We start from the raw sequence: 25,812 nt of genomic DNA, 5'->3' as shown, positions 1-25,812 counted from the left end.
TGCCGGGTACCCGCCGTCCCGACGACCCGTACAGGAGGCCGACGTGCCCGGCACGCCGGCCCTTACCGCACAGAACGCAGGAGGATCCATGAGCACGGTCAAGGAAACGGTCGACGTGAACGTCCCCGTCCGCCGGGCCTACGACCAGTGGACGCAGTTCGAGGAGTTCCCGCGCTTCATGGAGGGCGTCGAGGAGGTGACGCAGCTCGACGACCGGCACAACCACTGGACCACCAAGATCGCCGGTGTGAAGCGCGAGTTCGACACCGAGATCGTGGACCAGCTCGTCGACGACCGGGTCACCTGGCGGACCGTCGGTGGTGAGACGCAGCAGCGCGGTTCGGTGCGGTTCGAGCCGCTGGACGACACCCACACCCGCGTGGAACTCACCATGGACGTCGAGCCGACCGGCATGGCCGAGAAGGGCGCGGACGCCGTGGGCGTCATCGACCGCCGGGTCAAGGGGGACCTGCACCGCTTCAAGGAGTACGTCGAGAACGGCGGCAGCGGGGGCGGCTGGCACGGCCGCATCCGCCCGGAGGACCCGGCCGCCGGCCACTGACACGGAACGCACGAAGGCCGGCCCTCCCCGCGGACGCGGGAGGGCCGGCCTTTCGTGTGGCGTGCGGCCGGACGCGTGACGGACGAGCGTCAGGACTCGACGATCTTGCGGACGTTGTCCACCGAACCGCAGCCGGACTTCAGCTGCCGCTCCCGCTCCTCCCAGAACGCCTTGCCCAGCTCCTCACGCCGGTCCATGGCTACGTTCTCCCGGGCGCCGTTGAGGATCGTGCGCTCCTCCTCGTCGGCGTGGTGCGTGACGGCCTCGACGAGCTCCTCCAGCTTCTCGTCCCACTCGTCGCCGCCGATCTCCTCCACCTCCAGCAGCGCCAGCAGGGCCTCGTTGCCCTCGTCGTGTTCCTCCTCGCCGTGCTCGACCTCGTCGTCCTCGATGTTCTTGTACCGCTTCAGCGCGGGGTAGACCTTCGACTCCTCGGCCAGCGCGTGCGCGATCAGCAGGTCCGAGAACTCGCGCAGCGCGGCGCCCCGGTCGTCCTCGACACTGCGCATCCGGCGGAACAGATCCTCCATGCGGCGGTGGTCCTGGAGGATGAGCTCGACGACGTCGGATGTCTCGGGCATGGGACTGCACTCCTTACGTTGAGCGGACTCGGCGCCTACCGAATGCCCCGTCCCGCCGGTCTGAGTACTCCCGATTTCCGCCGCTGTCCTCACCGGGCCGCCCGGCCGGTCACCAGTGCACGGACCGGTGACCTAGCGGACGCCCGCAAGGGCCGCCCGGGCCCTCCCCTCCATGCCCTCCCGCGGGAGGGGACCGCCCAGATCGGCCGTCCTCGCCGGATCGCACCGCATACGGGCGTACGCGTCCACGTCGTCCGGCACGACATCCCTCAGCTGCACGGCGCCCTCCCCGCTCGACCCGCACGTGACCTTGCCGACCCGTGTGTCGCGGCGGGGTCCGGTCCGGTCACGTACCGCTGAGGGGGCGGGAGCCCACCGACGAGGTCCGCGACGGCGGGGGCGCCCTCACACCGCGCCCGCGCCGCGCGCACACCACGGACGAGGGCGGACGGGGCCTCTACCTCGTCGCCGAACTGCGCCTCCGGTGGGGCGTCCGTCCTGGCTCCGGCGGGAAGGTCGTCCGGGCCGGCCTGGGCCACCCCCGCACGCCCCGGCCGTCCGTCCCCGTACGCCCGGCGCCCGCCTCACTGGCCGCCGCCTGAGCCACCGCTCCCCGGCGGCAGCGCCCGCCCCAGCCGGCCGAGCGGCGACACCGCCATCACCACCGGCGACACCAGCATCCCCACGGCCGCCACCGCCAGCGCCGGGCGCGTCCCCCACACCTCCGCGAGCAGCCCGCCGAGCAGCGAACCGAGCGGGGTCGCCCCCATCCCCACGCACGTGACGGTCGCGGCCACCCGCGCCTGCATCCCGTCGGGCGTCACCGTCTGCCGTACGGCCATGACCGTGACGTTCACCAGCTGACCCCCCGCCCCGAACACCAGACCCACCCCGCACAGCACCGGCACGGTGACCGCGGGGGAACCGTGCAGCGCGGGCACGCACAGCCACACCCCGTCACCCACGACCGCGGCCGTGACCAGCACACGCCCGTACCCGAACCGCCGGGGCAGGCGCGCCGCCAGCACGGAGCCCACCAGCGCCCCCGGCCCCACCGCCGCCAGCACCAGACCGACGCCCGCGCCGGACAACGACAGATCCCGCGGCAGGAACAGCAGGTACACGGTCGTCGCCGCGGAGAACGCGAACTGGAACGCCGCCGACGCGACACACACCGCGCGCAGCGCCGCGTCCCCCACCACGAACCGCCACCCGTCCCGCACCCGCGACCACACGCCCGACCCGCCCGGAGCACGCCGCGGGACGGACTCGGCGCGACGGATCCCGCGCACCGACAGGAACGACACCGCGAAGAACACCGCCCCGGACGCCACCGCCACCGGCGCCGACAGCAGGGACACCAGCACACCCCCGAGCGCGGGACCACCGGTCTGGGCCGCGGAACGGCTGCCCTCCAGCGCGCTGTTCGCCCGTACGAGCTCGTCGCGCGCCACCAGCCGCACCGCGGACGCCTGGTACGCCACGTCGAAGAACACCGACAGCGTCCCCACCACGACGGCCGCGACCGCGAGCGACACCAGGTCCAGACGGCCGGTGAACGCCGCCACGGCGACCGCGCATAGCACGACGGCCCGGCCCGCGTCGGCCGCCACCATCACCGTGCGGGTCCGCCACCGGTCCACCCACGCGCCCACCAACAGGGAGAGCAGCAGCATCGGAGCCTGGGACGCGGCCCGCAGCGCCCCCAGCTGGCCGGCTTCGGCGCCCAGGGTCACCACCGCGACGAGCGGCAGCACCACCACGGCCGTGTGCTCACCGAACTGCGAGGCGGTCTGCCCCGCCCACAGCCGGCGGAAGGAACGGTCACGCCACAGTCGCGACGGGGGAGGGGAGGTGGAAGGAGAAGGAGACGGCACGGGATACCCCTGCGGGTGCGCGGGACGGGCCTCGCCGCCCGGGCGCACGCTGATGCGCCCGTGGTGCGAGGGGAGGGGAAGAGCTCGTCGTGCCGCGACAACAGAGGCAGCACGCGATGACGGAGTCAGTGGGCCTACGACGTCAACGCGTGCTCGGGCGACCGGGCATGTGCGCAGCTCCTCACGGGGTGTCCGACGACCCCGGCACCCTAGCGCGGAGCCGCCTTCCGCGTCCCGCGGATTATGTGACGCGGGCCATCCCCGTCCCGTCATACGGGCGAGCGTGTTTCCGCCGGGACGGGGGAGACGGTGCGGTATGGCAAGACGAGTGGGTCACGAGGCAGGCACGCGGGCGCGGGGAACGGCACAGGAGCCGAAGGCCCTCAAGCGCGCGCTGACGACGCCGCTGCTGTACTTCTTCATCCTGGGCGACGTGCTCGGCGCCGGCGTGTACGTCCTGGTCGGACAGGTCGCCGCCGACGCCGGTGGAGCGGTGTGGGTACCGCTCGTCGTCGCCCTCCTGCTGGCGCTGCTGACCGCCGCCTCGTACGCCGAACTGGCGACGAAGTATCCACGGGCCGGCGGCGCATCCCACTACGCGACGCGCGCCTTCGGGCCGTTCGCCGGCTTCGTCGCGGGCTTCTGCATGCTCGCCGCCGGCATCGTCTCCGTCGCGGCCCTCGCCCGCGGCTTCGGCGGCGACTACCTGTCGGCCTTCGTGACCCTGCCGGTCGCGCTCGTCGCCGTCGTCTTCCTCGCCCTGCTCGCCCTGGTGAACGCGCGCGGCATCAAGGAGTCCACGCGCGCCAACGTCGTCGCCACCGTCGTCGAGGTCGGCGGCCTCGCCGTCGTCGTCGTGCTCGGCGCGTGGCTGCTGCTGCGCGGAGACGGCGATCTCGGACGCCTCACCGACCTCGGCACGCCGGAGAAGGGCGCGGCGGCCGCCGTGCTCAGCGGCTCCGTCCTGGCGTACTACTCCTTCGTCGGGTTCGAGACCTCGGTGAACGTCGCCGAGGAGACCCGGAACCCGCGCCGCTCCTACCCCCGGGCCCTGTTCGGCGCCCTCGCCACCGCCGGCGCCGTGTACGTGCTGGTCGGCCTGGCCGCGTCCGCCGCCGTGCCGACCGCCCAGCTGGCCGGCTCGAGCGGGCCGCTGCTGGAGGTGGTGAAGGAGGCGGGCGGTGTGCCGCCCAAGCTGTTCAGCGCCGTCGCGCTCGTCGCCGTGGCCAACGGCGCCCTGCTCACCGGCATCATGTCCTCCCGCCTCGCCTACGGCATGGCGAAGGACGGACTGCTGCCGGGCGTCCTGACCAAGGTGCTGCCCGGCCGCCGCACCCCGTGGGCGGCCATCGCGGTCACCACCGGACTGGCGATGCTCCTCGCCCTCACCGGCAGCGTGGCCACCCTCGCGTCCACCCTGGTCCTGCTGCTCCTCGTCGTCTTCCTCATGGTCAACACCGCGGTCCTGGTACTGCGCCGTGACCCGGGGGAGGGCGACCACTTCCGCACGCCGGTCGTCCTGCCGGTGCTGGGCATCGCGTCGTGCGTCCTGCTCGCCACGCAGATCGAGGCCGCGGTGTGGCTGCGCGGTCTGGCGATCGTGGCGGCCGGCGCGGTGCTGGCGGCCATCAGCGTGGCCCGGCGCTCGCGGAGGACAGACGAGGGCGAGGGCAGGCGCGCGGACGTGGACGCGTCCCGGCCCGGCTGACCAGGGCCACGGTCCTCAGGCGCCCACGGTCCCGTCTACACCCTCGCGCAGGAAGTCGGCGTGCCCGTTGTGGCGGGCGTACTCCATCAGCACGTGCAGTATCACCATGCGCAGCGACACGTCCTCGCCCCACCTCGGCTGGTGCCCGGCCGCGTCGAGTGAGGACGCCTCGCGCTCCACCCGGCGGGAGTTCTCCACCTCCGCCTCCCACGCCGTGAACGCCTCCTGCCGGGTCGACGCGTCGGCGTCGTACGCGGCCTGGAAGTCGGTCTCGTCCGACCAGACCATGGGCGCGTCGTTGTCCTGGAAGACCCGGCGGAACCAGGCGCGTTCGACCTCGGCCATGTGCCGCACCAGCCCGAGCAGCGACAGCGTGGACGGCGGCATCGACCGCTTCCGCAACTCCTCGTCGGTGAGCCCCTCGCATTTCATGGCGAGCGTCGCCCGGTGGTAGTCGAGGCAGGCGCGCAGCGTCTCGCGCTCGCCGCCGAACAGAGGCGGTCCGACCCGGCTGTCGCTCGTCACGGCGATCCGCTCCTTCTCGTCGACGGATGTACGAGTATGCCCTCATGCGACGCACGCCCGGACCGTGGTCCCGCGAGGGCGGACGGCGCTCGCCTCGTTGATCCCGGCGTGACGGCCTAGCCTTTTCAGTAGCGACCGCTGCGGAGAGGTGCGGTGATGGCGCGGCTGCTGTCGGTGAACGTCGGTCTGCCCCGGGACGTGCCCTGGAGGGGCGAGACGGTGTACACCGGGGTCTTCAAGAGCCCGGTCTCCGGGCCGCGCCGCGTCCGTCGCCTCAACATCGAGGGCGACGGGCAGGGGGACCTGCGCGGTCACGGCGGCGAGATGCGGGCCGTGCTGGTCTACCAGGCCGACTCCTACCGCCACTGGGCCGCGCACCTCGGGCGGGACGACCTCGTCCACGGCAACTTCGGCGAGAACTTCACCGTCGACGGGCTCGCCGACGACGAGGTGTGCGTGGGGGACCGCTACCGGATCGGCACGGCGGTCTTCGAGGTCACCCAGCCGCGGGTGACGTGCTACCGCGTGGGCATGCGCCTGGGCGAACCCCGCCTGCCCGCCCTGCTGGTCGCGCACGGCCGTCCCGGCTTCTATCTGCGGGTGATCGACGAGGGCGAGGTGGAAGCGGGCCAGGAGATCGTCAAGGTCGCCGACGGGCCGGAACGCATGACCGTCGCCGAGACCGACGCCCTGCTCTACCGCCCGCCCCACCCCGCCGACCGCCTCGAACGGGCGCTGCGGGTGGACGCCCTCAGCCCGGGCTGGCAGGCGTCGTTCCGCGCTCTGCTCGACCAGGCGCGCGGCGACGGCGACGGGGCCGCCGGCAACGCGGGACTCAGCCCGGTGTCGGTCACCCGTCCGGCATGGGACGGATTCCGGCCCCTGCGCGTCGAACGAGTCGTCGACGAGACGCCGGACGTCCGCTCCCTCTGGCTCACCGACCCTGACGGAACTCCGGTGCCCGCCGCGCGTCCGGGACAGTACCTCACCGTGCGGACCCTGCGGACGGACGACGCACCGGGGACGGTGCGGTCCTACTCCCTGTCCGGACCGCCCGGCGCCCCCGGCTACCGGATCAGCGTGAAGCGGGAGGAACACGGGCGGGCCAGCACCTGGCTGCACACCGGCGTCCGGGCCGGCGACGACCTCCAGGCGGCGGCGCCCCGGGGTGCGTTCGTCCTTCAGGACCTGCGGGAGGACACCCGCCCGGTGGTGCTCGTCTCCGCCGGGGTCGGCGTCACCCCGCTCCTCGCCATGCTGTACGCCCTCGCGGACGACGCCGACGCGGCGCGGCGCCAGGTCTGGTGGCTGCACGCGACGCGGAACGCGCGTACCCACGCCTTCGCCGGCGAGGCCCGCGGCCTGTTGTCCCGGCTGCCCGACGCTCGGCTCCGCGTGTTCTACAGCAGGCCCGAGCCCGACGACCGCCTCGACGCCGGGACCACATCCGGCCGGCTGACCGCCGAGTCCGTCGCGGAACTCGGTCTTCCCCGCGACGCCCAGGCGTACCTGTGCGGACCGGATCTCTTCATGCGGGGCGTCACCGAGGCCCTGCAGCACCACGGCGTCGACCCCCTCCACATCCACACGGAGATCTTCGGGGCCACCCCCGGCTCCACACCGGGCATCGCGGCCAGGAAGCGCCCGAGCCCGCACTCCCTGCCGTCCTCGGGCCCGGGACCACGCGTGGAGTTCGCCCGCAGCCAGGTGAGCGCGACGTGGAACGGCGACCATGACAACCTCCTCGAGCTGGCCGAGGCCTGCGACGTGCCGACCAGGTGGTCCTGCCGCACGGGGGTGTGCCGCACCTGCGAGACGGCGCTGATGTCCGGCGTGGTCGACTACACCACGGAACCCGTGGAGCAGCCCCCGGCGAGTTCCGCCCTCATCTGCTGCTCGCGGCCCGACGGGGACGTCATCCTCGACCTCTGAGACGCGCCGGCGGCCGATGACACGTGGCCGACGCGCCGCCGCCCCGAGCTTCGATGAGCCCGTTTTCGGCCGTTCCCGGCGAGCCCGCCCCTGATCACGCCGTTCACGGGCCGACCGCGCCTATGCTTCTACGCGTCTGTAGAACGGCCCGTCGGGTGGCGGGCCTGACGCATGCACGTACGCACAAAGGAGTGGACGCCGCCATGGTGTTCAAACGACTGCTCGGATCCCTCGGTGTGGGCGGCCCCACGGTCGACACGGTCCTCGACCCGGGTGCGTCCCGGCCCGGTGGCACGCTGACCGGCCAGGTCCATCTCGAGGGCGGGCAGACCGACTTCGACATCGAGCACATCACCCTGGAGCTGGTGGCCCGGGTCGAGGCCGAACACGCCGAGGGGGAGAGCGAGGGCGTCGTCGCCTTCGAACGGTTCACCGTCGGCGGCGGGTTCCGGCTCGCCGCGGGACAGCCGCACAGCGTTCCCTTCACGGTCACGCTGCCCTGGGAGACGCCGGTCACCGAACTGCACGGCCAGCACCTGGGCGTCGTCCTCGGCGTGCGCACCGAACTCGCGGTGGCCGGCGCGCGGGACAAGGGCGACCTGGACCAGCTGAGTATCGCGCCGCTCCCCGTCCAGGAGGCGATCCTCGAGGCGTTCGGACAGCTCGGCTTCGGCTTCAGGTCGGCGGACCTCGAGTACGGCCACATCGCCGGCACCGGCCAGCGGTTGCCGTTCTACCAGGAGGTCGAGCTCACCCCGGCGCCCCGGTACGCCCATCAGGTCAACGAGATCGAGGTGACCTTCCTGGCGAACCCGGGCGGCCTAGAGGTGGTCCTGGAGGCCGACAAGCGCGGCGGCCTCTTCTCCGGCGGCCACGACGCGCTGACCCGCTTCACCGTCGGCCACCACGACTCCCGCGACTGGACCGCCGAAGTGGACGCCTGGGTGCGTCAGCTGACCGAACGCCACGGTGGCGCCCACGTTCACACCGGCCCGTACGCCGTGCACGACCACCATGACCACGGGGGCGACCACCGGAGCGGCCCCGGTATGGGTACCGCCGTCGCGGCGGGCGCCGCGGGCCTCGCCGTCGGTGTCGCCGGCGGCCTGGTCGCGGCCGAAGTCGTCGACGAGGTCGGCGACTTCTTCGAAGGGGACGAGGAGGACGAGGGCTGATCGGGGCCTGCCCGATCGAGGCATCCGTCCCCTGCTGATAACTTCTACAGTAGTGTAGAAATGCCGGGAGCCCGGACGACCCCCTTCCGTCCGGGCTCCCGCCCGACACGTACGGAGCTTCCATGGCCCTGTGGGACCGCCTCAAGGAGTCCGCATCGTCGATGCAGACCCAGCTCATGGCGAAGAAGAACGACCTGAAGAGCGGCGCCTTCCGGGACGCGAGCATGGCGATGTGCGCGCTCGTCGCCGCCGCCGACGGCACCGTCGACCCGGCCGAGCGCCGGCGCGTCGCCCAGCTCATCGCCACCAACGAGGTGCTGCAGAACTTCCCGGCCGACGACCTGCGCCGCCGCTTCGAGGACAACCTGAACAAGCTGACCACCGACTTCGCCTTCGGCAAGGTGAGCGTCGTCCAGGAGATCGCCAAGGCGAAGAAGAAGCCCGCCGAGGCACGGGCCGTGATCCAGATCGGCATCGTCATCGGCGGCGCCGACGGCGACTTCGACAAGGACGAGCGGGCCGTGGTCCGCGAGGCGTGCTACGCCCTGGACCTGCCGCCCCACGAGTTCGACCTCTGACCGACCGCGGCGCACGGAGGGCCGGCACCGCCACGGTGCCGGCCCTCCGCGCATTCCGGTCCTCTACAACGGCGTCGCCGCGTGCAGGATGAGCACCATCGTCACCGCGGAGTTCGCGGACGACATCGCCGACACAACGGCCCCCGTGGCCGCACCCCACGCCGCGACACCCACCGCCGTGAACAGCGACGGCCACGCACGCACCGCCGGCGCGGGCCCGAGCAGCGCGGCCACCCGGCGCGGCACCGGACCCGCCGCGGCCAGACCCGCCAGACCGGCCGGCGTGGCGGACGCGCCGCCCCGCGACACCAGCGCCGCCTTGCCGATCGCACGCGCCACCGTACGGCGGCTGCCGACCGTCTGCGCGGCGTCCTCGTCCGCCCACCGCTCCGTCGTGTACGACACCGCCGTACGCAGCGGACGCAGGAACGGATTGGCCTGCGCGGCCAGCCGCACCGTGAGCAGGAAGCGGTGGTGACGGGCGGACAGATGGGCCCGCTCATGGGCGAACAACGCCCGCCGCTCGGCCGGTTCCAGACACTTCAGCAGCCCCGTCGTGACCACCACACGGTCCTGCCGGCCGCCGCCCGGCAACGCGTACGCGTACGGCTCTCCGTCCGGGAGGACGGCCACCTCCGTGTTCCGCAGCCCCGCCAGCGCCCGATGGGCCCGACGGCGCACCCGCGCGTGCCGCCACCACGTCCGGCCGCACACCACCAGCACGGCGAACAGCGCCGGGATGGCCGCCTTGCCCACCACCTCGTCGTACGGCACCGCCGCCCGCACCTCCGGGTCCGACCAGCCGTCGGGCAGCGGATTGCCGGGCAGCTGGGCCGTGCCGACCACCATCACCAGGGCGAGGCAGAGCGTGCTGCACGCCGCCATCACCGCGGCCACCCCGGTCAGCAGCCGCGTCGCGGTGCGCGGATGCAGATGCTGCTCGGCCAGGCGCGCGATCGGCCACGCCGTCAGCGGCAGCACCAGTGGCAGAAAGACGAAGACCCCCATGAGGCTTCAGTCTTCCCCGTCGTGCCCCGTCGGACGCAGCAGCTCCCGCAGCAGCCGCTCGTCGTCAGGCCCGAGGCCGGTCACGAAGCTGGCCAGTACGGCCTCGCGGTCGGTCTCGGAGTCCAGCACCTTGCGCATCCGCCGGGCGGCCAGCCCCGCCTGGTCCAGCGCGCACGTCCAGGCGAACGACCGCCCGGCCCGCTCGCGCGTGACGGCGCCCTTGGCCAGCAGGCGGGTCAGGATGGTGATCACCGTGGTGTACGCGAGGTCGCCGCCCAGGCGCTCCTGCACCCAGCCGGCGGTGGCCGGACCGTCTGCCTCCCGCAGTGCCGACAGGACCAGAGCCTCCAGCTCACCTTGCCCCCGCCGCCGGGGACGCTGCCGCTGCTCGCCCACGTCCTGTCTCCCTCCTGCCGCCGTGCGTTCGCCGCCCGGACATCGTATAGACGCCCGCGGTCCGTCCGCCCGTGCGCCCCGCACGGGCGCGGGACCGCCATGGTCCGGAACGTACGGTCCCATGCCCTGCCGCGCGATCTCTACAGTGATGTAGATTCGTAGCTCCGGACCCGAGCCGCGGGCCCGGACCGCACCCGCCGAGAAGGAGCACACCGTGGGAGTTTCCCTGTCCAAGGGCGGCAACGTCTCGCTCAGCAAGGAGGCGCCGGGTCTGACCGCCGTCCTGGTCGGCCTCGGCTGGGACGTCCGTACGACCACCGGCACCGACTACGACCTCGACGCGTCCGCCCTGCTCCTCGACGCCTCCGGCAAGGTGCTGTCGGACCAGCACTTCGTCTTCTACAACAACCTGCGCAGCCCCGACGGTTCGGTGGAGCACACCGGCGACAACCTCACCGGTGAGGGCGAGGGCGACGACGAGAGCGTCAAGGTGAACCTCGCGGCCGTACCCGCCGAGGTGGGACGGATCGTGTTCCCCGTCTCCATCCACGACGCCGAGAACCGCGGGCAGAGCTTCGGGCAGGTCCGCAACGCGTTCATCCGGATCGTCAACCAGAACGGCGGCGCGGAGATCGCCCGCTACGACCTCTCGGAGGACGCGTCCACCGAGACCGCGATGGTCTTCGGTGAGCTGTACCGCAACGGCGCCGAATGGAAGTTCCGCGCCGTAGGCCAGGGTTACGCTTCCGGCCTGGCCGGGATCGCCGCCGATTTCGGCGTGAACGTCTGACCCGGAGAGACAGAGGGAGCGGGAGACCATGTTCGGACTGAGCGAACTGGCCATCATCCTCATCGTCGTCATCGCGATCGTGCTGGCCAAGAAGGGTCCCGAACTGGCGCGCAACGCGGGCAAGTCGGCCCGCATCCTCAAGGCCGAGGCGCGCGCCATGAAGGAGGCGGAGGAGAAGCAGGCGACGGACACGCCTCCGCGGGTCATCCAGGGCGAGACGATCCCGAACCGCACGGAGCACCCGCCGACGGACGGTACGCGCCCGTAGTCGGCGAGGAGCGGGGCTGCCGGGACCGATCAGAGGGCGATCAGCCCGGCAGCCGTCGTCCGGAACCCGCAGGCGTCGACGTAGAACGCCCGCAGGCGCTCCTCGAAGTCGACGTGCAGCCACTGACATCCGGCCGCACGGCTCCCCTCGGCGGCGAGACGGACGAGCGAGGTGCCCACGCCGCCACCGCGACACCGCTCCGCGACGACGGTGTCCAACACGAAGGCGTGCGCCCCGCCGTCCCAGGCGACATCGACGAACCCGACCAACACGCCACCGTCCCGGGCACACACCCACCCCAGACTGTGCCGCTCCAGCCGCCCCCGCCGACGGAGTCGTGGACCGTCACCTCGACGGGGTCGTCGGGAACCACGTCCTGCCAGGCGGTGCCGTCACCGGCCGGCCACTCGGCTCCTTCATCGGCCTGCAAGGCGTCCAGGCGGCGTTCCCACTCGTCCAGGTCGGCGGACGACACCTGCAGAGCGGGCCCGGCATGCCGGCAGGGCGTCGCGCAGCCGCACCCCGACCGGCGACCGGGCGGATCGACATGCGGCCGCGACGACACCCCGCTCAGCAGCTCACGCTCAACCCCGCCCAGTCGGCGCGGTCGTTGTACCCCCCGTCCCCGCCGTCCCCGACCACCAGGTCCAACACCCGGACGCCCGTCACGTCCACATCCGCCTCGCGGACCGCGTCCCGGGTCACCACGCCGCTGTCGAACAGCACGCGTCCGTCCCCGATCACCTCGAACGTCGACGTGCCGCCCTCCGGGCCGACGTTCCGGACGGCGTCGTCGATACCGACGGTTGTCCGCAGCCGGGTGCACCGGTCGCCGAGGTAGTAGCGGACGGTGGACGGTGAGGCGACCCCGAGACCGGTCGGGTGGACCTGGCCCAGCATGCTGATCGGCGACCCGCCGCCCACACTCCGGTCGACCGTCGGGCTCATCCAGCCACTCGTGGCGCTGATCCAGTCGTGGTGCGACAGTACGACGTCGTCACCGTCCGGCGCCGGGGGCGCGACCCTGAGCGCCGCTGACGTCGTCAGCCCGAGGCGCCCCTTGCCCGGCACCTCGTACGACGTCCTCGCGGTCAGCGGGGCATCGCCCGGCGCCGCACCGTCGGCCAACGTCACTTCGAAGGCGAAGGTCGCCGCGCGCCCCGGAAGCAGCGACCTCGGTGCCGTACCGACAGCTGACACCGTCCATCCCTCCGGCGCCGCCAGCCCGAGCCGCGGTGCGACGACCGGCCGCGTGCCGTCGTTCCGTACCGTGACCTCGACCTGCGCGTCGTCACCGCCGGCCGCCACCGGAGCGACCCCCGCCGGCACCGCGTCCCCGCCGACCGCCGTCACCTGCGGAAGTCCGGCCACGACGTGGGGTGCGCCCGGCTTGCCCGACGCCCGCCCGACCCGCAACAGAGCGGCACCGTGGGCCGGCACAGCCGCGCTAATGGTCCCCGCGCTCTCCGTGACCCGGTCCGTCCACGCGTCCTTCAGCGTGAAGCGACCACCGGTCAGCCCGACCTTCCTGGCCGTCGTCGTCAGCGTCGCCGGACTGTCGCCCCGGTTCAGCAGCACCACCGCACGGTCACCGTCGGCGAGGCGCTTCACCCACGTCTCCGTCGCCCCGGCGGGGCCGACCCGCACGGCCTGGACGGCGGCCTTGTCCTGGTTGATCGCGAGGACGTCGCGGTCGGTCAGAATGCCGAGCGAGGTCCTGCTCAGCTTCCGTACGTCGCTGCCGATCACCAGCGGCGCCGCCGCCACCGACCAGAGCGTCATCTGCGTACGGAACTCCTCGTCGGACATGCCCAGTTCAGGACCGAGGTAGTCGGGGTCGTTGAAGCGGCCCGGCCCTGCGACCTCGGGATGCCGCGCGTTCGCGTCGTAGTTGCGCAGCACGTCCTTGAACTTGATCTCGCCCACGAACCCGACGTCCGTGTACGTCCGCCAGGACTGCGCGATCCCCGGTGCGTAGGCCCAGGAGTACGTCGACTGCTGCTCCTCCGGGTAGTCGCCCCAGTCGGGGGAGGTCACCGGGTTGCAGAGGTTGAAGATCATGGGCCTGCCGCTGGCGTTGTTCCGCAGCGCCCGCGCGAACTCGGTGAAGACCGTCCTCGGGTCGAGGTCCGCGGCGATCCCGCAAAGGTAGTCCACCTTCACCGCGTCGAACTCCCAGGCGGCGAACTGGTCCGCGTCACGCTGGTAGTGACCGCCGCTGCCGAGCCCGCACTTGCCCGGGATGTAGGGCCCTGCGTCGGTGTAGATACCGGCCTTGAGACCCTTGGAATGGATGTAGTCGACGAGCGGTGCGAGTCCGTGCGGGAACTGGTCGGGGTTGGGGACCAGGTCGCCGGCCCCGCTGCGCGGTGTCGGCGCCGCCCAGTTGCCGTCGATCCACACGTACTCGTAACCGGCGTCGCGCAGACCGCTGCTGACCAGGAAGTCGGCGATCGACCTGATCTCCGCGTCGGTCGGGTCGCCGCCGAGCGCGTAGTACGTGTTCCAGCCCATGTACGGCGTCGGGCTCAGCACCGGTGGTGCGCTCCCGCCGCCGACGGCCGGGGGAGCTGCCTGGGCAGGTGCCTGCACGACCAGCAGGGCCGTCAGGAGGGCGAGCAGTACGGTGAGTTGTCGTTTCACATCGGATCCTTCGCTGTCCGATCAGGCGTGCGCCCGGCTCAGGGGGTCGCGTCATGGTCCGTCAACGGACGTGCGCCTGCGGGATGTTGCCAGGGATCCTGCAGCCCCCTCCCACCCGCGTCAACGATAATTACTAAATTAAGATTTGCCGCCGCGACGAACCGCTCCCGTCGCAGATTAATTAGTAATAATCCTTGACAGTGGCTCCGTCCGCCGCCACAGTCTTCGCCGTGACACCGGCGTCCCGCCCGTCCCTCCGGCGGCCCCGCCCCTGTCTCCGCGTCTCGCCGACCGGGCGACCCGCTCATTAATTAGTAATTATCCTTGACGTGGTGCCCTCGCCACGAGAACCTGTACGCGCCGCGACCAGCGCCCGCCCCCACCGGAGCCGGTCCCCGCCGCGCGGATCCCCAGGGAGTGCTCATGACCCACCACCAGCCCAGCCGACGACGGTTCCTCGCCGGGCTCGGCGCCGCCGGCGCGGCGGCCCTGCTCAGCGGCTGCGTCACCTCCGGCTCCTCCGGCAAGAGCTCCTCCGGCGGCGCGGTGACCCTCCAGTCAAACCTGTCCGCCCCCCAGGCCAAGGCCGCGATGGAAGACCTCGTCGCCGCCTACGGCAAGAAGGGCGAGGTCCGGCTCAACACGGTCGCCGCCGAGACCTTCCGCACCCAGCTGCCGACGTACCTCACCTCCGCCAACCCGCCGGACGTCTACACCTGGTACCCCGGGTCCGTCGCCGACGCCTACGCCCGCAAGAACCTGCTGCTCGACCTGGGGGAGGTCTGGGCGTCTCCCGAACTGCGCGGCTACTCCAAGGCGCTGAACACCCTGTGCACCGCGAGCTCCGGCAAGAAGGTGTTCGTGCCCACCACCTACTACTGGTGGGGCATGTTCTACCGGAAGTCGAACTTCGCGAAGTGGGGCGTCAGCGAGCCCAAGAGCTGGGATGAGTTCCTCGACCTGTGCGACAAGCTCAGGAGCAAGGGCGTCACCCCCGTCGGACTCGGCGCCGGCGGCAACACCGCCTGGGTCGCCTCCGCCTGGTTCGACTACCTGAACATCCGCGTCAACGGCGCCGCGTACCACCGCGACCTCCTGGCCGGACGGCACCGCTTCGACGACCCGGAGGTGCGCAAGGTCTTCGACCGCTGGCAGGAGGTGCTGCCGTACTTCGACCCGGACGGCACCGCCGTCGCCTTCCAGGACGCCTCCACCTCCATGCTCAACGGCCGCAGCGCCATGATGCTCATCGGCACCTTCTTCGCCGACGCCGCCCCCAAGGACGCCCTGGACGACATCGACTTCTTCCGCTTCCCCGTCGTCGACCCGAAGGTCCCGCTCGCCGAAGAGGCGCCTACCGACGGCTACTTCGCCGGCGCCCGTACCGGCCGCCGCGACGAGGTGATCGACCTGATGCGCTTCCTCGGCACCGCCGAGGCCCAGGAGATCTACATCAAGGGCTCCTCCGGCACCGTCCTGCCCTGCCACCCCGACGCCAAGGACGCCGGCACCCCGCTCGTCCTCAAGGGACGCAGGCACGTCGAGGAGGCCGCCGAGATCACCCAGTTCTTCAACCGCGACTCCAGCGACGCTCTCCAGCCCACCGCCGACAACGCGCTCACCCGCTTCATCGCCGAACCCAAGTCCATCGGCTCGATTCTCACCACCTGGCAGCGCGACGCCGAGAAGATCTGGAACGCCTGACGTGGCTGTGCTGACCCCGACCAAGAGCACCTCCCCGGCCCCCTCGCCGCCCGGAGGCGGGCGGCGCCGTGGAGCCGCCCGCCGCACACCCCCGCTGGTGCTCGCCTTCGTCATGGTCCCGCTGCTCGCTGAGGCCCTCTGGGTGTTCTGGCCCGCGTTGCAGGGCTTCTACCTCGCCCTCACCGACTGGGACGGCGTGTCCGCGCCCACCTTCGTCGGACTGGACAACTTCCGGGAGATGGCCGGTGACGACACCTTCCGCAGCGCCACCTGGCACACTGTTCTGTGGCTGGTCCTGTTCGGCGGCCTGTCCGCGCTCCTGGGCCTCGCCACCGCGCTGCTGCTCCAGCAGGAACGCCGCGGGATCGGCTTCTACCGGGCCGCCCTGTTCCTGCCGGTGGTCTTCTCCCTGGTCGCCACCGCCCTCGTCTGGCAGGCGATCTACCAGCCCGACGGCGTCCTGAACCAGGTCCTCGAAGCGGTCGGTCTGGGGAGCCTGCGGCACGCCTGGCTCGCCGACCAGGACACCGCCCTGTACGCGGTCATCGTGCCCGCCCTCTGGCGGCAGATCGGCTACGTCATGGTGCTGTACCTGGCCGGCCTCAAGGGCATCGACCCCGCCCTCTACGAGGCGGCCAAGGTCGATGGCGCCTCCGCCTGGCAACGTTTCCGGCACGTCACCCTGCCCCAGCTGCGCAGCGTCAACGCCGTCGTCCTGTCCGTCATCGTCATCGACTCCCTCCGCTCCTTCGACGTGGTGTGGTCACTGACCCGAGGCGGCCCTTACCACTCGTCCGAGCTGCTGAGCACGTACATGTACTCCACCGCCTTCCAGTCCCTGCGCCTCGGCTACGGCTCCGCCCTCGCCGTCGTCATCTTCGTCCTCGCCTTCGGCGTCATCTGCTCCTACCTCGTCCGCGCCTTCCGGGAGGCCGACTGATGACGACCACCTCTGCGGCCGTACGCCGTCGCCGTGCCGCCACTGCCGGCTTCCACCTCGGCGCCGGCACCCTCGCGCTGCTGTGGCTGCTGCCCATCGGCCTGGTCCTGGTGACCAGCCTGCGCTCTTTCGACGACATCGCCGCCAACGGCCTCGGTAGTTGGCCGCACTCCTTCACCCTCGACAACTTCCGCCAGGCCTGGGTCGACGGCGGCCAGCGGCGCGCCCTGATCAACAGCCTGCTGGTGACGATCCCGGCCGTGCTGGTGACACTCGCCCTCGCCTCCATGGCCGCCTTCGCCCTCAGCCGTTACGAGCTGCCGTTCCGGCGTTCGCTGCTGCTGCTCATGCTCGGCGGCAACCTGCTCCCGCCGCAGATCCTGCTCATCCCCGTGTCCAAGCTCAGCGAACTCATGGGCCTCCACGACACCCTGACCGCCCTGATCGGCGTGCAGATCGGCTTCGGTGTCGGCTTCTACGTCTTCGTCCTGCACGGCTTCATGCGCGCCATCCCCGCCGAGATCCAGCAGGCCGCCGTCGTCGACGGCGCCGGTCCCTGGCAGATCTTCTGGCGGATCATCCTGCCCCTCACCCGCCCCGCGCTGGCCGCGCTCAGCGCCCTGTCGTTCACCTGGGTCTTCAACGACCTGCTGTGGGCCATCACCGTGCTGCGCAGCGACACCAAGATGCCCATCACCGCCGCCCTCATCGGTCTTCAGGGCCAGTACGTGTCCATGTGGAACGTCATCGCCGCCGGTTCCGTCATCGCGGCCGCGCCCACCGTCGCCGTCTTCCTCCGCTTCCAGCGGCACTTCGTGGCCGGCCTCAACCTCGGAGCCGTCAAGTGACGAATGAACACTGGACCTTGCGCACCGACACCACCAGCTACACCGTCCGTCTCTCCCCGGACGGACCCTGGGCCGAACTCGACGCCTGGGGACCGCACGGCTGCGAGGACGGCCCGTCCGCCTTCGACTGGTCCCGGCGCACCCACTTCCTCACCTCCGCCGACGCCGCGCCCGCGGAGTATCTGCCCTACGGGATGCGCCCGTTCACCGGCTCCGACCTCGTGGCGTCCCGCTCTGGCCGTGAGCGCGGGGTGTGGTGGGAGTTCGCCGGCGCCGAGGAGACGGAGGGCTCGCTGCGGCTGGCCTTCACCGACGACGTCCTCGGCCTGCGAACGGTCCTGTGCTACGTCACCGTCCCCGGCACCGACGTCGTCCTCCGCTGGACGGAGCACACCTGCACCGGTGGCGAACCGCTGCGCCTCGAGCGGTTCGACTCCGCCGCCGTCAACGTCCCCGCACCTGACGGCGTACGGCTGACATACCTCGCCGGCCAGTGGTCCCAGGAGTTCCAGCGCACCCAACTCGACCTGAGGCGCGGGACCTTCACCATGGGCAGCGTCCAGGGCGTCCCCGGACACGCCTATGCCCCCTGGCTCGCCGTGCAGGACCGCACCGCACCGCAGGACGGTCCGTCGCCCGCCTACGGCGTGGCCCTGGAGTGGGCCGGCAACTGGCACATCACCGCCGAGGCCGAACCGGGCGGAGCCGTACGCGTCCGCGCCGGACGCGTCCCGCACGAGGGCGTGGTGCTCCTCACCCCCGGTGACACCCTCACCACACCCCGGCTGGCCTGCGCATTCAGTCCGGACGGACTCGACGGACTGGCCAGCGTCCAGCACCGCTACGGACGCCGGCTTTCCGGTGAGCGCCTGCACCGCACCCGCAAGGTGCTCTACAACTCCTGGGAGGCCACCGGTTTCGACGTCGACGCCGCCGGCCAGCTGGACCTGGCGAAGGCGGCCGCCGACATGGGAGTGGAGCTGTTCGTCGTCGACGACGGCTGGTTCACCGGCCGCACCGACGACACCGGCGGACTCGGCGACTGGTACCCGGACCCGAAGGCCTTCCCCGAAGGCTTCGAGACCTTCGTCGCCGAAGTCCGTGCCCTCGGCCTCGACTTCGGCCTGTGGGTGGAGCCCGAGGCGGTCAGCCCGGGCAGCCGCCTGCACTCCGAACACCCCGAGTGGGTCTACCGGATCGACGACCGCCCCGCCCGCCTGGTCCGCAACCAGCTCCTCCTCGACCTCGGCCGCGAGGACGTCCAGGACTTCGTCGTCGGCACCCTCGACCGCCTGCTCACCACGTACGACATCAGCTACCTCAAGTGGGACATGAACCGCCCGCCCACCGAACGCGGCCGCCCCGGCGCGGGACCCGCCGACCGCACGGACCTGGACGCCGCCCATGTCACCGGCTACCTCCGTGTCCTCGACCACCTCCGCACCGCCCACCCGCACGTCACCGTGGAGGGATGCGCGGGCGGCGGCGGACGCGTCGACCACGCCACCCTCGCCCGCACCGACGTCGTCTGGCCCAGCGACAACACTGCCCCGCTCGACCGGCTGCGCATCCAGTTCGGCTTCCTGCATGCTCACGCCCCGCACGTGATGAGCTCCTGGGTCACCGACGCGCCCGGCGTCTTCGACCCGCGCCCGCGCAGCCTCGCCTTCCGCTTCGTCACCGCGATGTGCGGCGTGCTCGGCATCGGCGCCGACCTGCGCGCCTGGAACCCGGAACAGCGCGCCGAGGCGGCCCGGTGGATCGCCCGCTACAAAGAGGTGCGGGACGTGATCCACCACGGCGAGGCACACCTCCTCGGCACCCCGGACGACGCGACCTGCGGCGTCCAGTACGACGCCCCCGACGGAACACGCACCGTCGTCGCCGCCTTCAGCACCGGACGGCTCGACGGCGCCCCGCTGGTCCCCGGCCGCGCCGCCCGGCTGCGGCTGCGCGGACTCGACCCCGCCGCCCGCTACCACGCCCCGCACACCGGCGCCGCGTACACCGGCGTCCATCTGCTCCACTACGGTCTGCCATTCACGTGGACCGCCCGCCACGACGCCGAACTGGTCGAACTGGTAAGGCAATAGACCCCCGCGGCACAGGTTGCCAGAACCCCACCGTCACACCGAAGGAGCCGGACTCCACGATGGACCAGCCAGCACGACGCCATGGTGACCGCTACCAGGGCCGCACCGCCGTGATCACCGGAGCCGCCTCCGGCATCGGAGCCGCCACGGCCGAGCGCCTGGCGCTGGAAGGAGCAGCCGTCGTGCTCGCCGACGTCGCCGGGACTGCGGGTGAGACCGTCGCCGCGCGCATCACCCGCGCCGGCGGCCGCGCGCTGTTCGTCCGCGCCGACGTGTCCGCCGAGGCCGACTGGGACCGCGTCGTGGACGCCGCGCACACCTTCGGCCCCGTGGACCTGCTCGTCGGCAACGCCTACACCGTGGAGGTCGCCCCCGCCCACGAACTCTCCCTCGACTCCTGGCGGCGGCAGCTCTCCGTCAACGTCACCGGCAGCTTCCTCGGCTTCCGCGCCCTCCTCGACGACCTGCGGGAACGTCACGGAGCGGTCGTGCTCACCTCCTCCGTCCACGCCCACGCCGGCATTCCCGGACACCCCGCCTACGCCGCTTCGAAGGGCGCCCTGCTCTCCCTGTGCGGGCAGCTCGCCGTGGAGTACGGACCCGAGATCCGCGTCAACGCCGTCCTGCCCGGACCCATCCTCACCGCGGCCTGGGACAGGGTGTCCGCCGACGAACGAGCCCGCAGCGTCGCCGGGACCGCCGCCCGGCGCTTCGGCACCCCCGCAGAGGTGGCCGCCGCCATAGCCTTTCTGGGCAGCGACGACGCGTCCTTCGTCACCGGCTCGCACCTCGTGGTGGACGGCGGCTGGAGCGTCGTCAAAGCCTCAGCATGACGACCGCCGACCGTACCCCGCAGCAGAAAGGCTCTCCGACATGACGCCCTACGCCCGTCGTGGTGTGCACGGCCAGACCGTGGAAGCCCTGGCCCGCCGCATCCTGGGTGGGGAGATCCCCGAAGGCGCCACGCTCGACCTGGTGGCCCTGCAGAGCGAACTCGACGTGAGCCTCACGGCCCTGCGTGAATCGCTGAAGGTCCTCGCCGCCAAGGGCATGGTCGACGCACGCCAGAAACGCGGCACCTTCGTCCGGGCGCGCGGCGACTGGAACCTGCTCGACGCCGACGTGCTGCGCTGGCAGTTCGAGGGCGGACGCACCACGGAGGCCGACCGTGCCCTGCTGCGCAACCTCGCCGAGGTCCGCGCCATCATCGAGCCGGCCGCCGTCCGGCTCGCCGCCGAGCGGCGGACCCCCGACGACCTCGCAGCCCTCGACGAGGCCATCCGGGCGATGGGGGAGGACGACAGCGACGCCGGCCACGCCGTCGCGGCTGACCTCGCCTTCCACCGGGCCCTGCTGAAAGCCACCCACAACGAACTACTGGAACGCATGGAGATGGTCATCGAGTCGGGCCTGGCCCACCGCGACCGCATCGTGCACAGCTCCCCGCACAGTGAGGACCCCGTACCCGCCCACCAGGCCGTCCTCGACGCTGTGGGCGAGCAGGATCCCGACGCCGCCGAGGCAGCCATGCGGGCCCTGCTCGACCAGGCCGGCCGCGATCTGGAACGGATCGATGGCGACGACGAGACGGAAGGCCCCGGCACGCAGTGAAGATCACCCGCATAGAAACCTTCCTGGTCCCGCCGCGATGGCTGTTCTGCCGCGTGGAGACCGACGACGGGCTCGTCGGCTGGGGCGAGCCCGTCGTCGAGGGCCGCGCCGAAGTGGTGCGCAGCGCCGTCGACGTGCTGTCCGAGCACCTCCTCGGCCAGGACCCGCTGCGCGTCCAGGACCACTGGCAGGTTCTCACCAAAGGCGGCTTCTACCGTGGCGGCCCCGTCCTCTCCAGCGCCGTCGCCGGACTCGACCAGGCCCTGTGGGACATCGCGGGACAGGTCTACGGAGCCCCCGTGTACGCTCTGCTCGGCGGCCCCGTCCGCGACACCGTCCGCGTCTACGCCTGGGTCGGCGGCGACGAACCGGCCGGGCTGCGCGAGCAGATCACCGCCCAGGTCGAGGCAGGCTTCACCGCGGTGAAGATGAACGCCGCCGGCGCCACCTCCCCGCTGTCCACCCCCGCCGAGACCGCCGCCGTCGTCGCGCGGGTCGCCGCGGCCCGCGAGGTGCTGGGCCCCGACCGTGACGTCGCCGTCGACTTCCACGGCCGCTTCACCGCGGCCACCGCACGCCGCGTCCTGACCGAACTCGCTCCCCTGCACCCGCTGTTCGTCGAGGAACCCGTCGTCCCCGAGCAGAGCCACCTCCTGCCCGGCCTGGTCGCCGCCGGCCCCGTGCCCCTCGCCACCGGCGAACGCCTCTACTCACGCGCGGAGTTCCTCCCCGTCCTGAACGCCGGCGTCGCCGTCGCCCAGCCCGACCTCTCCCACGCGGGCGGCATATCCGAGGTGCACCGCATCGCCTCCCTCGCCGAAACCTACGGGGCCTTGCTCGCCCCGCACTGCCCGCTCGGCCCGATCGCCCTCGCCGCCAGCCTCCAGATAGCGTTCGCCACACCCAACTTCCTCATCCAGGAACAGAGCCGCGGCATCCACTACAACAAGGACGCCGACCTCCTCTCCTACGTCGTCGACCCCGAGCCGTTCCGCTTCGTCGCCGGCCACGCCGTACGCGGCGACCGCCCCGGCCTCGGCATCACCGTCGACGAGATCGCCGTACGCGCCGCCGACCGCGCCGGACACGCCTGGCGCAACCCCGTGTGGCGCCATGCCGACGGCTCCTTCGCGGAGTGGTGAGCATGGCAGCACCGCTGCGGATCACCGCAGACCTGGACCACGGCGGACGCTGGACGTCCCTCAGGGCGGGCGACCGCGAATGGCTGTGGCGACGCGACGCGCCGGAACGCGCGGCTGTCCCACCGGGGGCGGCCTTCGTCGACGGGGGCGGTCTGGAGGAGTGCGTCCCCACCGTGCGGGGCACCCCCGACCACGGGGACGCGTGGGCACGCCGCTGGCACCGGGACGGAGACACGGACCGGGTCGACTGCGAGCGCTTCCGTCTCGAACGCCGCATCCGCGTCCTGGGCGACCGTGCGCAGATCGACTACACGCTCACCGCCGACCCCGGGTTCCGCTTCGTCTGGGCGGCCCACGCGCTGCTCGCCCTGTCGGAAGGGGCGGTGCTGGACGCGGCACCGGGGGCGTCAACCCGTCTGTACCCGGAGGCGGCACCTCTGCTGCAGGAGCCGTGGCCCGTCGGCACACCCTGGCTGGAGGGGGAGTGGCCCGCCCCGCACGGACTGCGCCTGGACCGGTTCGGGCCGGACGACGGGACGGCGGTCGGCGCGGTCGTGGTCACCAACCGCGCCTGTGTCCACGACGGCCCGGAGGACCGGCTGGCCCTGTCCGTTCAGGCCGACGGACAGCCGGTGTCGGTCGCCCTGTGGCGGAACCTCGGCGGCTGGCCCGAAGAGCACCCGTATCGCAGCACGGGTGTGGAACCGATGCTGGGGAGAGTCTTCGACCTGGCAGAGGCGGGTGACGGCGACGCGGCGTGCGTGCCGCCCTCCGGGGAGGTCGGTTGGCGTCTCACCGTGACCGCGGACTGCGGCTGTCCGTAAAGGACACCCAGGTCTGAGCCCCGCCCCGACCGACTGTTCTCCGTACCCGAACCCGTACCGAAGGGAATCCGTGGTGGATCTCAAGGCCGCACTGGCCACCCACCGTCTGCTCGCCATCGTGCGCGGCGGCGACGCCGACGCGTCGCTGAGCACCGTGCTGACGCTGGCCGAGGAGGGCGTCGAGCTGATCGAGGTGTCGCTCACCGGGGCCGACGCGTTGACGGTGATCGCCCGGGCCCGAGCCGCCCTGGGCGACGCCCGCCCGCTGGGCGCGGGCACCGTCCTCACCGCCGACGACGCCCGCGCGGCGCGTGACGCGGGCGCCGACTTCGTCGTCACGCCCGCTCTCGGCGAGGCGGTGAACACGGCCCGCGAACTCGAACTTCCGGTACTCGCGGGGGCGTTCACACCGACGGAGATGGTCACCGCCCGTTCGCTGGGCGCAGCGGCGCTGAAGATCTTCCCTGCGGAGCAGGCCGGGGGACCGGCATACGTCAAGGCGCTGCGCGGTCCCTTCCCGCACGAGCTGCTCGTCCCGGTGGGAGGCGTCGACGAGGAAGCGGCCCGCGCCCACCTGGCCGCCGGGGCGACGGCGGTGGGCGTCGGCTCGCCGCTGGCCGGGGACGCGGCCGACGGCGGCAGCCTTGCCGCCCTGCGCACTCGCGCCAAGGCGTTCACGGCAGCCGTGGGGGAGGCGGGCCGGTGACCGACGTACTACGGCCCACGCGCCCCGACCGCCTCGAATTGGGCGAGGGCATCCGCGACGCCGACGGCCGTCTCGTGCTGGTCGACCTCCTCGCAGGCCGCCTGCTGACCGCCCCCGACTACCCGGCGGCGCCCCTCCGCACGCTGATCCGACTGCCGTGCGCGTTGGGTGCGGTGGCCCCAGTGGCCGGCCACCCCGACCACTGGATCGCCGCGGCGGACACCGGGGTGTGCCTGCTCACCCCGGACGGCACGCCGCACTGGCTGGCACGACCCGAGGGGAGGGGCATGCGCATGAACGACGCCACCGCCGACCCGGCCGGTCGCTTCTGGACGGGCAGCATGTCCTACGACGGCGAGAGGAACGCGGGCTCCCTGTACCGCGTCGACCCGAACGGCACGGTCCACCGCGTCCTGGACGGCATCACGACCCCCAACGGACCGGCCTTCACTCCGGACGGTCGCCACCTGTACCTGGCCGACAGCGCCCGGGGCCTCGTCCGCCGGTACCCGGTCGACCCCGCGACGGGCGCGCTCGGCAGCCCGGAGAAGTTCGTGCGCGTCGAGGACGGCAGCCCGGACGGCATGACGGTGGACGTCGAGGGCGCGGTATGGATCGCCGTCTGGGGCACCGGCACCGTCCGCCGTTACCTCCCGGACGGCAACCTCGACCACTCGGTGCGCCTGCCGGCCCGTCAGCCGGCCGGGGTGTGTCTCCAGGGCCACACCCTCCACATCACCTCGGCACACCTGGGCCTTGAGGATCCGGGCCCGGACGACGGAGCGCTCTTCAGTACACGGGTCGCCGTGCCCGGACTCCCCGCCGCTCCGTACCGGCCCGAATTCTCCCTCCCGGAGCCGCTGTGAACACCGCCCTCATCCCCCCCGGGGGTCAAGTCGTCTGCGTCGGCGAGACGATGGCCGCCCTGACCCCCGACCCGTCCGAGCCGCTGGAAGGTGCCGACCGCCTGCGGCTCGCCGTGGCCGGAGCGGAGTCCAACGTCGCCATGTACCTGGCCGACCACGGCATCCCTGCCGTCTGGCTCTCGGCCGTCGGTGACGACCCCCTGGGCCGCCGCGTTCTCACCGCTGTGGCCTCGGCGGGCGTCGACGTGTCGTACGTACGGACCGACCCGCACCGCCCCACGGGCCTGATGGTCAAGAACCCGGGCCCCGACGGCACCCGCGTCCACTACTACCGCTCCGGCTCGGCCGCCTCCGCCCTGGGCCCGGAACTGCTCGACCGGGAACCGGTGACGAGGGCCCGAATGCTGCACTTCTCCGGCATCACCCCCGCCCTCTCGACGTCCTGCCGCGCCCTCATGGACCGCGCGCTGGAACTGGCGGCCGCCCGACGCCCGTATGCCGTCAGCTTCGACGTGAACCATCGCGCCGCCTTGTGGCCCGCGGACGTCGCTGCGCCGGTCCTCCGGCGACTGGCGAACGAGGCGGACATCGTCTTCGTCGGCCTTGACGAAGCACAGGGGTTGTGGGGGAGCGGCCTCACCGCCGAGGAGGTACGGGGGCTGCTCCTTTGCCCACGGGTCGTCGTGGTCAAGGACGGGGCCCGGACGGCCACGGCCTTCACGTCCGACGGCGCGACCACTGTCCCCGCGCTGCGGACGCGGGTGGTGGAACCGGTGGGAGCGGGGGACGCCTTCGCGGCGGGCTTTCTGACGGGCGTGCTGCGCGGCGACACCCTGACCCGCGCCTTGCGCCTGGGCCACATCACCGCGGCGTCGGCCCTCCAGGTGACTGCGGACCACGGCCCGCTGCCCCCTCCGCAGGAGACGGCACGCCTGCTCGGCCTGCGGGAAGAGGAGTGGCGGTCGCTCACCGGGCGGTGACGACGGGGGAGTTGTGCCCGTTCCACCTGCTCCCGCCTCCTGCCCGTGAGGTGAG

General features: G+C 72.3%; 26 protein-coding genes and 2 pseudogenes. 19 read left to right on the top strand and 9 right to left on the bottom strand.

Going from position 1 to position 25,812, the window contains the following annotated elements; translation table 11 throughout:
* The first annotated feature begins 88 nt into the window (after positions 1 to 88).
* Positions 89 to 562, top strand: a complete 474-nt coding sequence (locus tag MTR79_RS17865; protein WP_163041508.1) for an SRPBCC family protein — start codon at positions 89 to 91, stop codon at positions 560 to 562.
* Between the two features lie 89 nt (positions 563 to 651).
* Here the strand turns inward: MTR79_RS17865 and MTR79_RS17860 are convergent, their stop codons facing one another.
* The gene (locus MTR79_RS17860; RefSeq protein WP_102638380.1) at positions 652 to 1,143 is read right to left on the bottom strand and encodes a hemerythrin domain-containing protein; all 492 of its coding nucleotides are present in this window, start codon (positions 1,141 to 1,143) and stop codon (positions 652 to 654) included.
* A 171-nt stretch (positions 1,144 to 1,314) separates the two neighbouring features.
* Positions 1,315 to 1,422 (bottom strand): annotated as a pseudogene (locus tag MTR79_RS17855) (N-acetyltransferase); the annotation flags it as partial.
* A gap of 41 nt (positions 1,423 to 1,463) precedes the next feature.
* Here MTR79_RS17855 and MTR79_RS17850 point away from each other — a divergent pair.
* On the top strand, positions 1,464 to 1,745 hold the full coding sequence (locus MTR79_RS17850) for an ATP-binding protein (protein WP_348538704.1): 282 nt from the start codon (positions 1,464 to 1,466) through the stop codon (positions 1,743 to 1,745).
* Here the strand turns inward: MTR79_RS17850 and MTR79_RS17845 are convergent.
* Positions 1,728 to 3,020 carry an MFS transporter gene (locus MTR79_RS17845; RefSeq protein WP_244791239.1) on the bottom strand — a complete coding sequence of 431 codons (1,293 nt, stop codon included), beginning with the start codon at positions 3,018 to 3,020 and terminating at the stop codon, positions 1,728 to 1,730. The two genes, MTR79_RS17850 and MTR79_RS17845, sit on opposite strands and share 18 nt — an antisense overlap.
* Before the next feature lie 316 nt (positions 3,021 to 3,336).
* Between MTR79_RS17845 and MTR79_RS17840 the strand changes: the two genes are divergently transcribed.
* The gene (locus tag MTR79_RS17840; RefSeq protein WP_244791237.1) at positions 3,337 to 4,728 is read left to right on the top strand and encodes an APC family permease; all 1,392 of its coding nucleotides are present in this window, start codon (positions 3,337 to 3,339) and stop codon (positions 4,726 to 4,728) included.
* Positions 4,729 to 4,743: 15 nt separating this feature from the next.
* Here MTR79_RS17840 and MTR79_RS17835 read toward each other — a convergent pair whose 3' ends face one another.
* Positions 4,744 to 5,253 carry a DinB family protein gene (locus MTR79_RS17835; RefSeq protein WP_189364731.1) on the bottom strand — a complete coding sequence of 170 codons (510 nt, stop codon included), beginning with the start codon at positions 5,251 to 5,253 and terminating at the stop codon, positions 4,744 to 4,746.
* 156 nt (positions 5,254 to 5,409) lie between these two features.
* On the opposite strand from MTR79_RS17835, the gene MTR79_RS17830 reads away from it, so the two are divergent.
* The 3 genes from MTR79_RS17830 (at position 5,410) to MTR79_RS17820 (ending at position 8,938) form a co-directional block, all read left to right on the top strand.
* Positions 5,410 to 7,185 carry an MOSC and FAD-binding oxidoreductase domain-containing protein gene (locus MTR79_RS17830; RefSeq protein ID WP_244791235.1) on the top strand — a complete coding sequence of 592 codons (1,776 nt, stop codon included), beginning with the start codon at positions 5,410 to 5,412 and terminating at the stop codon, positions 7,183 to 7,185.
* A 203-nt stretch (positions 7,186 to 7,388) separates the two neighbouring features.
* Positions 7,389 to 8,360: a sporulation protein gene (locus MTR79_RS17825; protein ID WP_189364733.1), complete on the top strand. Its 972-nt coding sequence runs from the start codon at positions 7,389 to 7,391 to the stop codon at positions 8,358 to 8,360.
* A 122-nt stretch (positions 8,361 to 8,482) separates the two neighbouring features.
* Entirely contained in the window at positions 8,483 to 8,938 is a 456-nt protein-coding gene (locus MTR79_RS17820; RefSeq protein WP_244791233.1) for a TerB family tellurite resistance protein, read from the top strand.
* A gap of 63 nt (positions 8,939 to 9,001) precedes the next feature.
* Here MTR79_RS17820 and MTR79_RS17815 read toward each other — a convergent pair whose 3' ends face one another.
* Positions 9,002 to 9,946, bottom strand: a complete 945-nt coding sequence (locus tag MTR79_RS17815; RefSeq protein WP_189364735.1) for a M56 family metallopeptidase — start codon at positions 9,944 to 9,946, stop codon at positions 9,002 to 9,004.
* A gap of 6 nt (positions 9,947 to 9,952) precedes the next feature.
* Complete coding sequence (locus MTR79_RS17810) at positions 9,953 to 10,342, bottom strand: BlaI/MecI/CopY family transcriptional regulator (RefSeq protein WP_102637182.1); 390 nt, start codon at positions 10,340 to 10,342, stop codon at positions 9,953 to 9,955.
* A 214-nt stretch (positions 10,343 to 10,556) separates the two neighbouring features.
* On the opposite strand from MTR79_RS17810, the gene MTR79_RS17805 reads away from it, so the two are divergent.
* Positions 10,557 to 11,132: a TerD family protein gene (locus tag MTR79_RS17805; protein WP_048459697.1), complete on the top strand. Its 576-nt coding sequence runs from the start codon at positions 10,557 to 10,559 to the stop codon at positions 11,130 to 11,132.
* 28 nt (positions 11,133 to 11,160) lie between these two features.
* The gene (locus MTR79_RS17800) at positions 11,161 to 11,400 is read left to right on the top strand and encodes a twin-arginine translocase TatA/TatE family subunit (RefSeq protein WP_189364736.1); all 240 of its coding nucleotides are present in this window, start codon (positions 11,161 to 11,163) and stop codon (positions 11,398 to 11,400) included.
* A gap of 29 nt (positions 11,401 to 11,429) precedes the next feature.
* On the opposite strand, the gene MTR79_RS17795 is transcribed toward MTR79_RS17800, so the two are convergent.
* The 3 genes and pseudogenes from MTR79_RS17795 to MTR79_RS17785 all read right to left on the bottom strand — a co-directional run bounded on the left by MTR79_RS17795 (position 11,430) and on the right by MTR79_RS17785 (position 14,043).
* Positions 11,430 to 11,783 carry a GNAT family N-acetyltransferase gene (locus MTR79_RS17795; RefSeq protein ID WP_244793220.1) on the bottom strand — a complete coding sequence of 118 codons (354 nt, stop codon included), beginning with the start codon at positions 11,781 to 11,783 and terminating at the stop codon, positions 11,430 to 11,432.
* Positions 11,744 to 11,875 (bottom strand): annotated as a pseudogene (locus MTR79_RS33620) (DUF5959 family protein); the annotation flags it as partial. The gene MTR79_RS17795 and the pseudogene MTR79_RS33620, both read right to left, overlap by 40 nt.
* Positions 11,876 to 11,970: 95 nt before the next feature.
* The gene (locus MTR79_RS17785) at positions 11,971 to 14,043 is read right to left on the bottom strand and encodes an NPCBM/NEW2 domain-containing protein (RefSeq protein WP_244791231.1); all 2,073 of its coding nucleotides are present in this window, start codon (positions 14,041 to 14,043) and stop codon (positions 11,971 to 11,973) included.
* A 423-nt stretch (positions 14,044 to 14,466) separates the two neighbouring features.
* Here MTR79_RS17785 and MTR79_RS17780 point away from each other — a divergent pair, with 423 nt between their 5' ends.
* From MTR79_RS17780 to MTR79_RS17730, 11 genes are all read left to right on the top strand, one after another.
* Positions 14,467 to 15,747 carry an ABC transporter substrate-binding protein gene (locus tag MTR79_RS17780; RefSeq protein WP_244791229.1) on the top strand — a complete coding sequence of 427 codons (1,281 nt, stop codon included), beginning with the start codon at positions 14,467 to 14,469 and terminating at the stop codon, positions 15,745 to 15,747.
* A gap of 112 nt (positions 15,748 to 15,859) precedes the next feature.
* Positions 15,860 to 16,687: a sugar ABC transporter permease gene (locus tag MTR79_RS17775; protein WP_348538759.1), complete on the top strand. Its 828-nt coding sequence runs from the start codon at positions 15,860 to 15,862 to the stop codon at positions 16,685 to 16,687.
* Positions 16,687 to 17,535 (top strand): carbohydrate ABC transporter permease, encoded by an 849-nt coding sequence (locus MTR79_RS17770; RefSeq protein WP_244791225.1) that lies wholly within the window; start codon positions 16,687 to 16,689, stop codon positions 17,533 to 17,535. Before MTR79_RS17775 ends, MTR79_RS17770 begins: the two co-directional genes overlap by 1 nt.
* Entirely contained in the window at positions 17,532 to 19,628 is a 2,097-nt protein-coding gene (locus MTR79_RS17765) for an alpha-galactosidase (protein ID WP_244791223.1), read from the top strand. The genes MTR79_RS17770 and MTR79_RS17765 overlap by 4 nt, the downstream gene beginning before the upstream one ends.
* A gap of 59 nt (positions 19,629 to 19,687) precedes the next feature.
* Positions 19,688 to 20,461 (top strand): glucose 1-dehydrogenase, encoded by a 774-nt coding sequence (locus tag MTR79_RS17760; protein WP_189364741.1) that lies wholly within the window; start codon positions 19,688 to 19,690, stop codon positions 20,459 to 20,461.
* Positions 20,462 to 20,501: 40 nt separating this feature from the next.
* Complete coding sequence (locus MTR79_RS17755) at positions 20,502 to 21,239, top strand: FadR/GntR family transcriptional regulator (RefSeq protein WP_189364742.1); 738 nt, start codon at positions 20,502 to 20,504, stop codon at positions 21,237 to 21,239.
* Positions 21,236 to 22,381, top strand: coding sequence for a galactonate dehydratase (gene dgoD, locus MTR79_RS17750; protein ID WP_189364743.1), 1,146 nt, complete (start codon positions 21,236 to 21,238; stop codon positions 22,379 to 22,381). Before MTR79_RS17755 ends, dgoD begins: the two co-directional genes overlap by 4 nt.
* 2 nt (positions 22,382 to 22,383) lie before the next feature.
* Positions 22,384 to 23,205, top strand: coding sequence for a hypothetical protein (locus MTR79_RS17745; protein ID WP_244791220.1), 822 nt, complete (start codon positions 22,384 to 22,386; stop codon positions 23,203 to 23,205).
* A gap of 73 nt (positions 23,206 to 23,278) precedes the next feature.
* On the top strand, positions 23,279 to 23,911 hold the full coding sequence (locus MTR79_RS17740) for a bifunctional 4-hydroxy-2-oxoglutarate aldolase/2-dehydro-3-deoxy-phosphogluconate aldolase (protein WP_244793218.1): 633 nt from the start codon (positions 23,279 to 23,281) through the stop codon (positions 23,909 to 23,911).
* Positions 23,908 to 24,777, top strand: a complete 870-nt coding sequence (locus MTR79_RS17735; protein WP_244791218.1) for an SMP-30/gluconolactonase/LRE family protein — start codon at positions 23,908 to 23,910, stop codon at positions 24,775 to 24,777. Before MTR79_RS17740 ends, MTR79_RS17735 begins: the two co-directional genes overlap by 4 nt.
* 50 nt (positions 24,778 to 24,827) lie before the next feature.
* On the top strand, positions 24,828 to 25,757 hold the full coding sequence (locus MTR79_RS17730; RefSeq protein WP_244793216.1) for a sugar kinase: 930 nt from the start codon (positions 24,828 to 24,830) through the stop codon (positions 25,755 to 25,757).
* The last annotated feature ends 55 nt before the right edge of the window (positions 25,758 to 25,812 follow it).

The organism is Streptomyces sp. BJ20, from assembly GCF_022869105.1.
In the GTDB taxonomy this organism is placed as follows: domain Bacteria; phylum Actinomycetota; class Actinomycetes; order Streptomycetales; family Streptomycetaceae; genus Streptomyces; species Streptomyces griseoincarnatus.
This window is presented reverse-complemented; position numbering and strand designations above follow the sequence as displayed.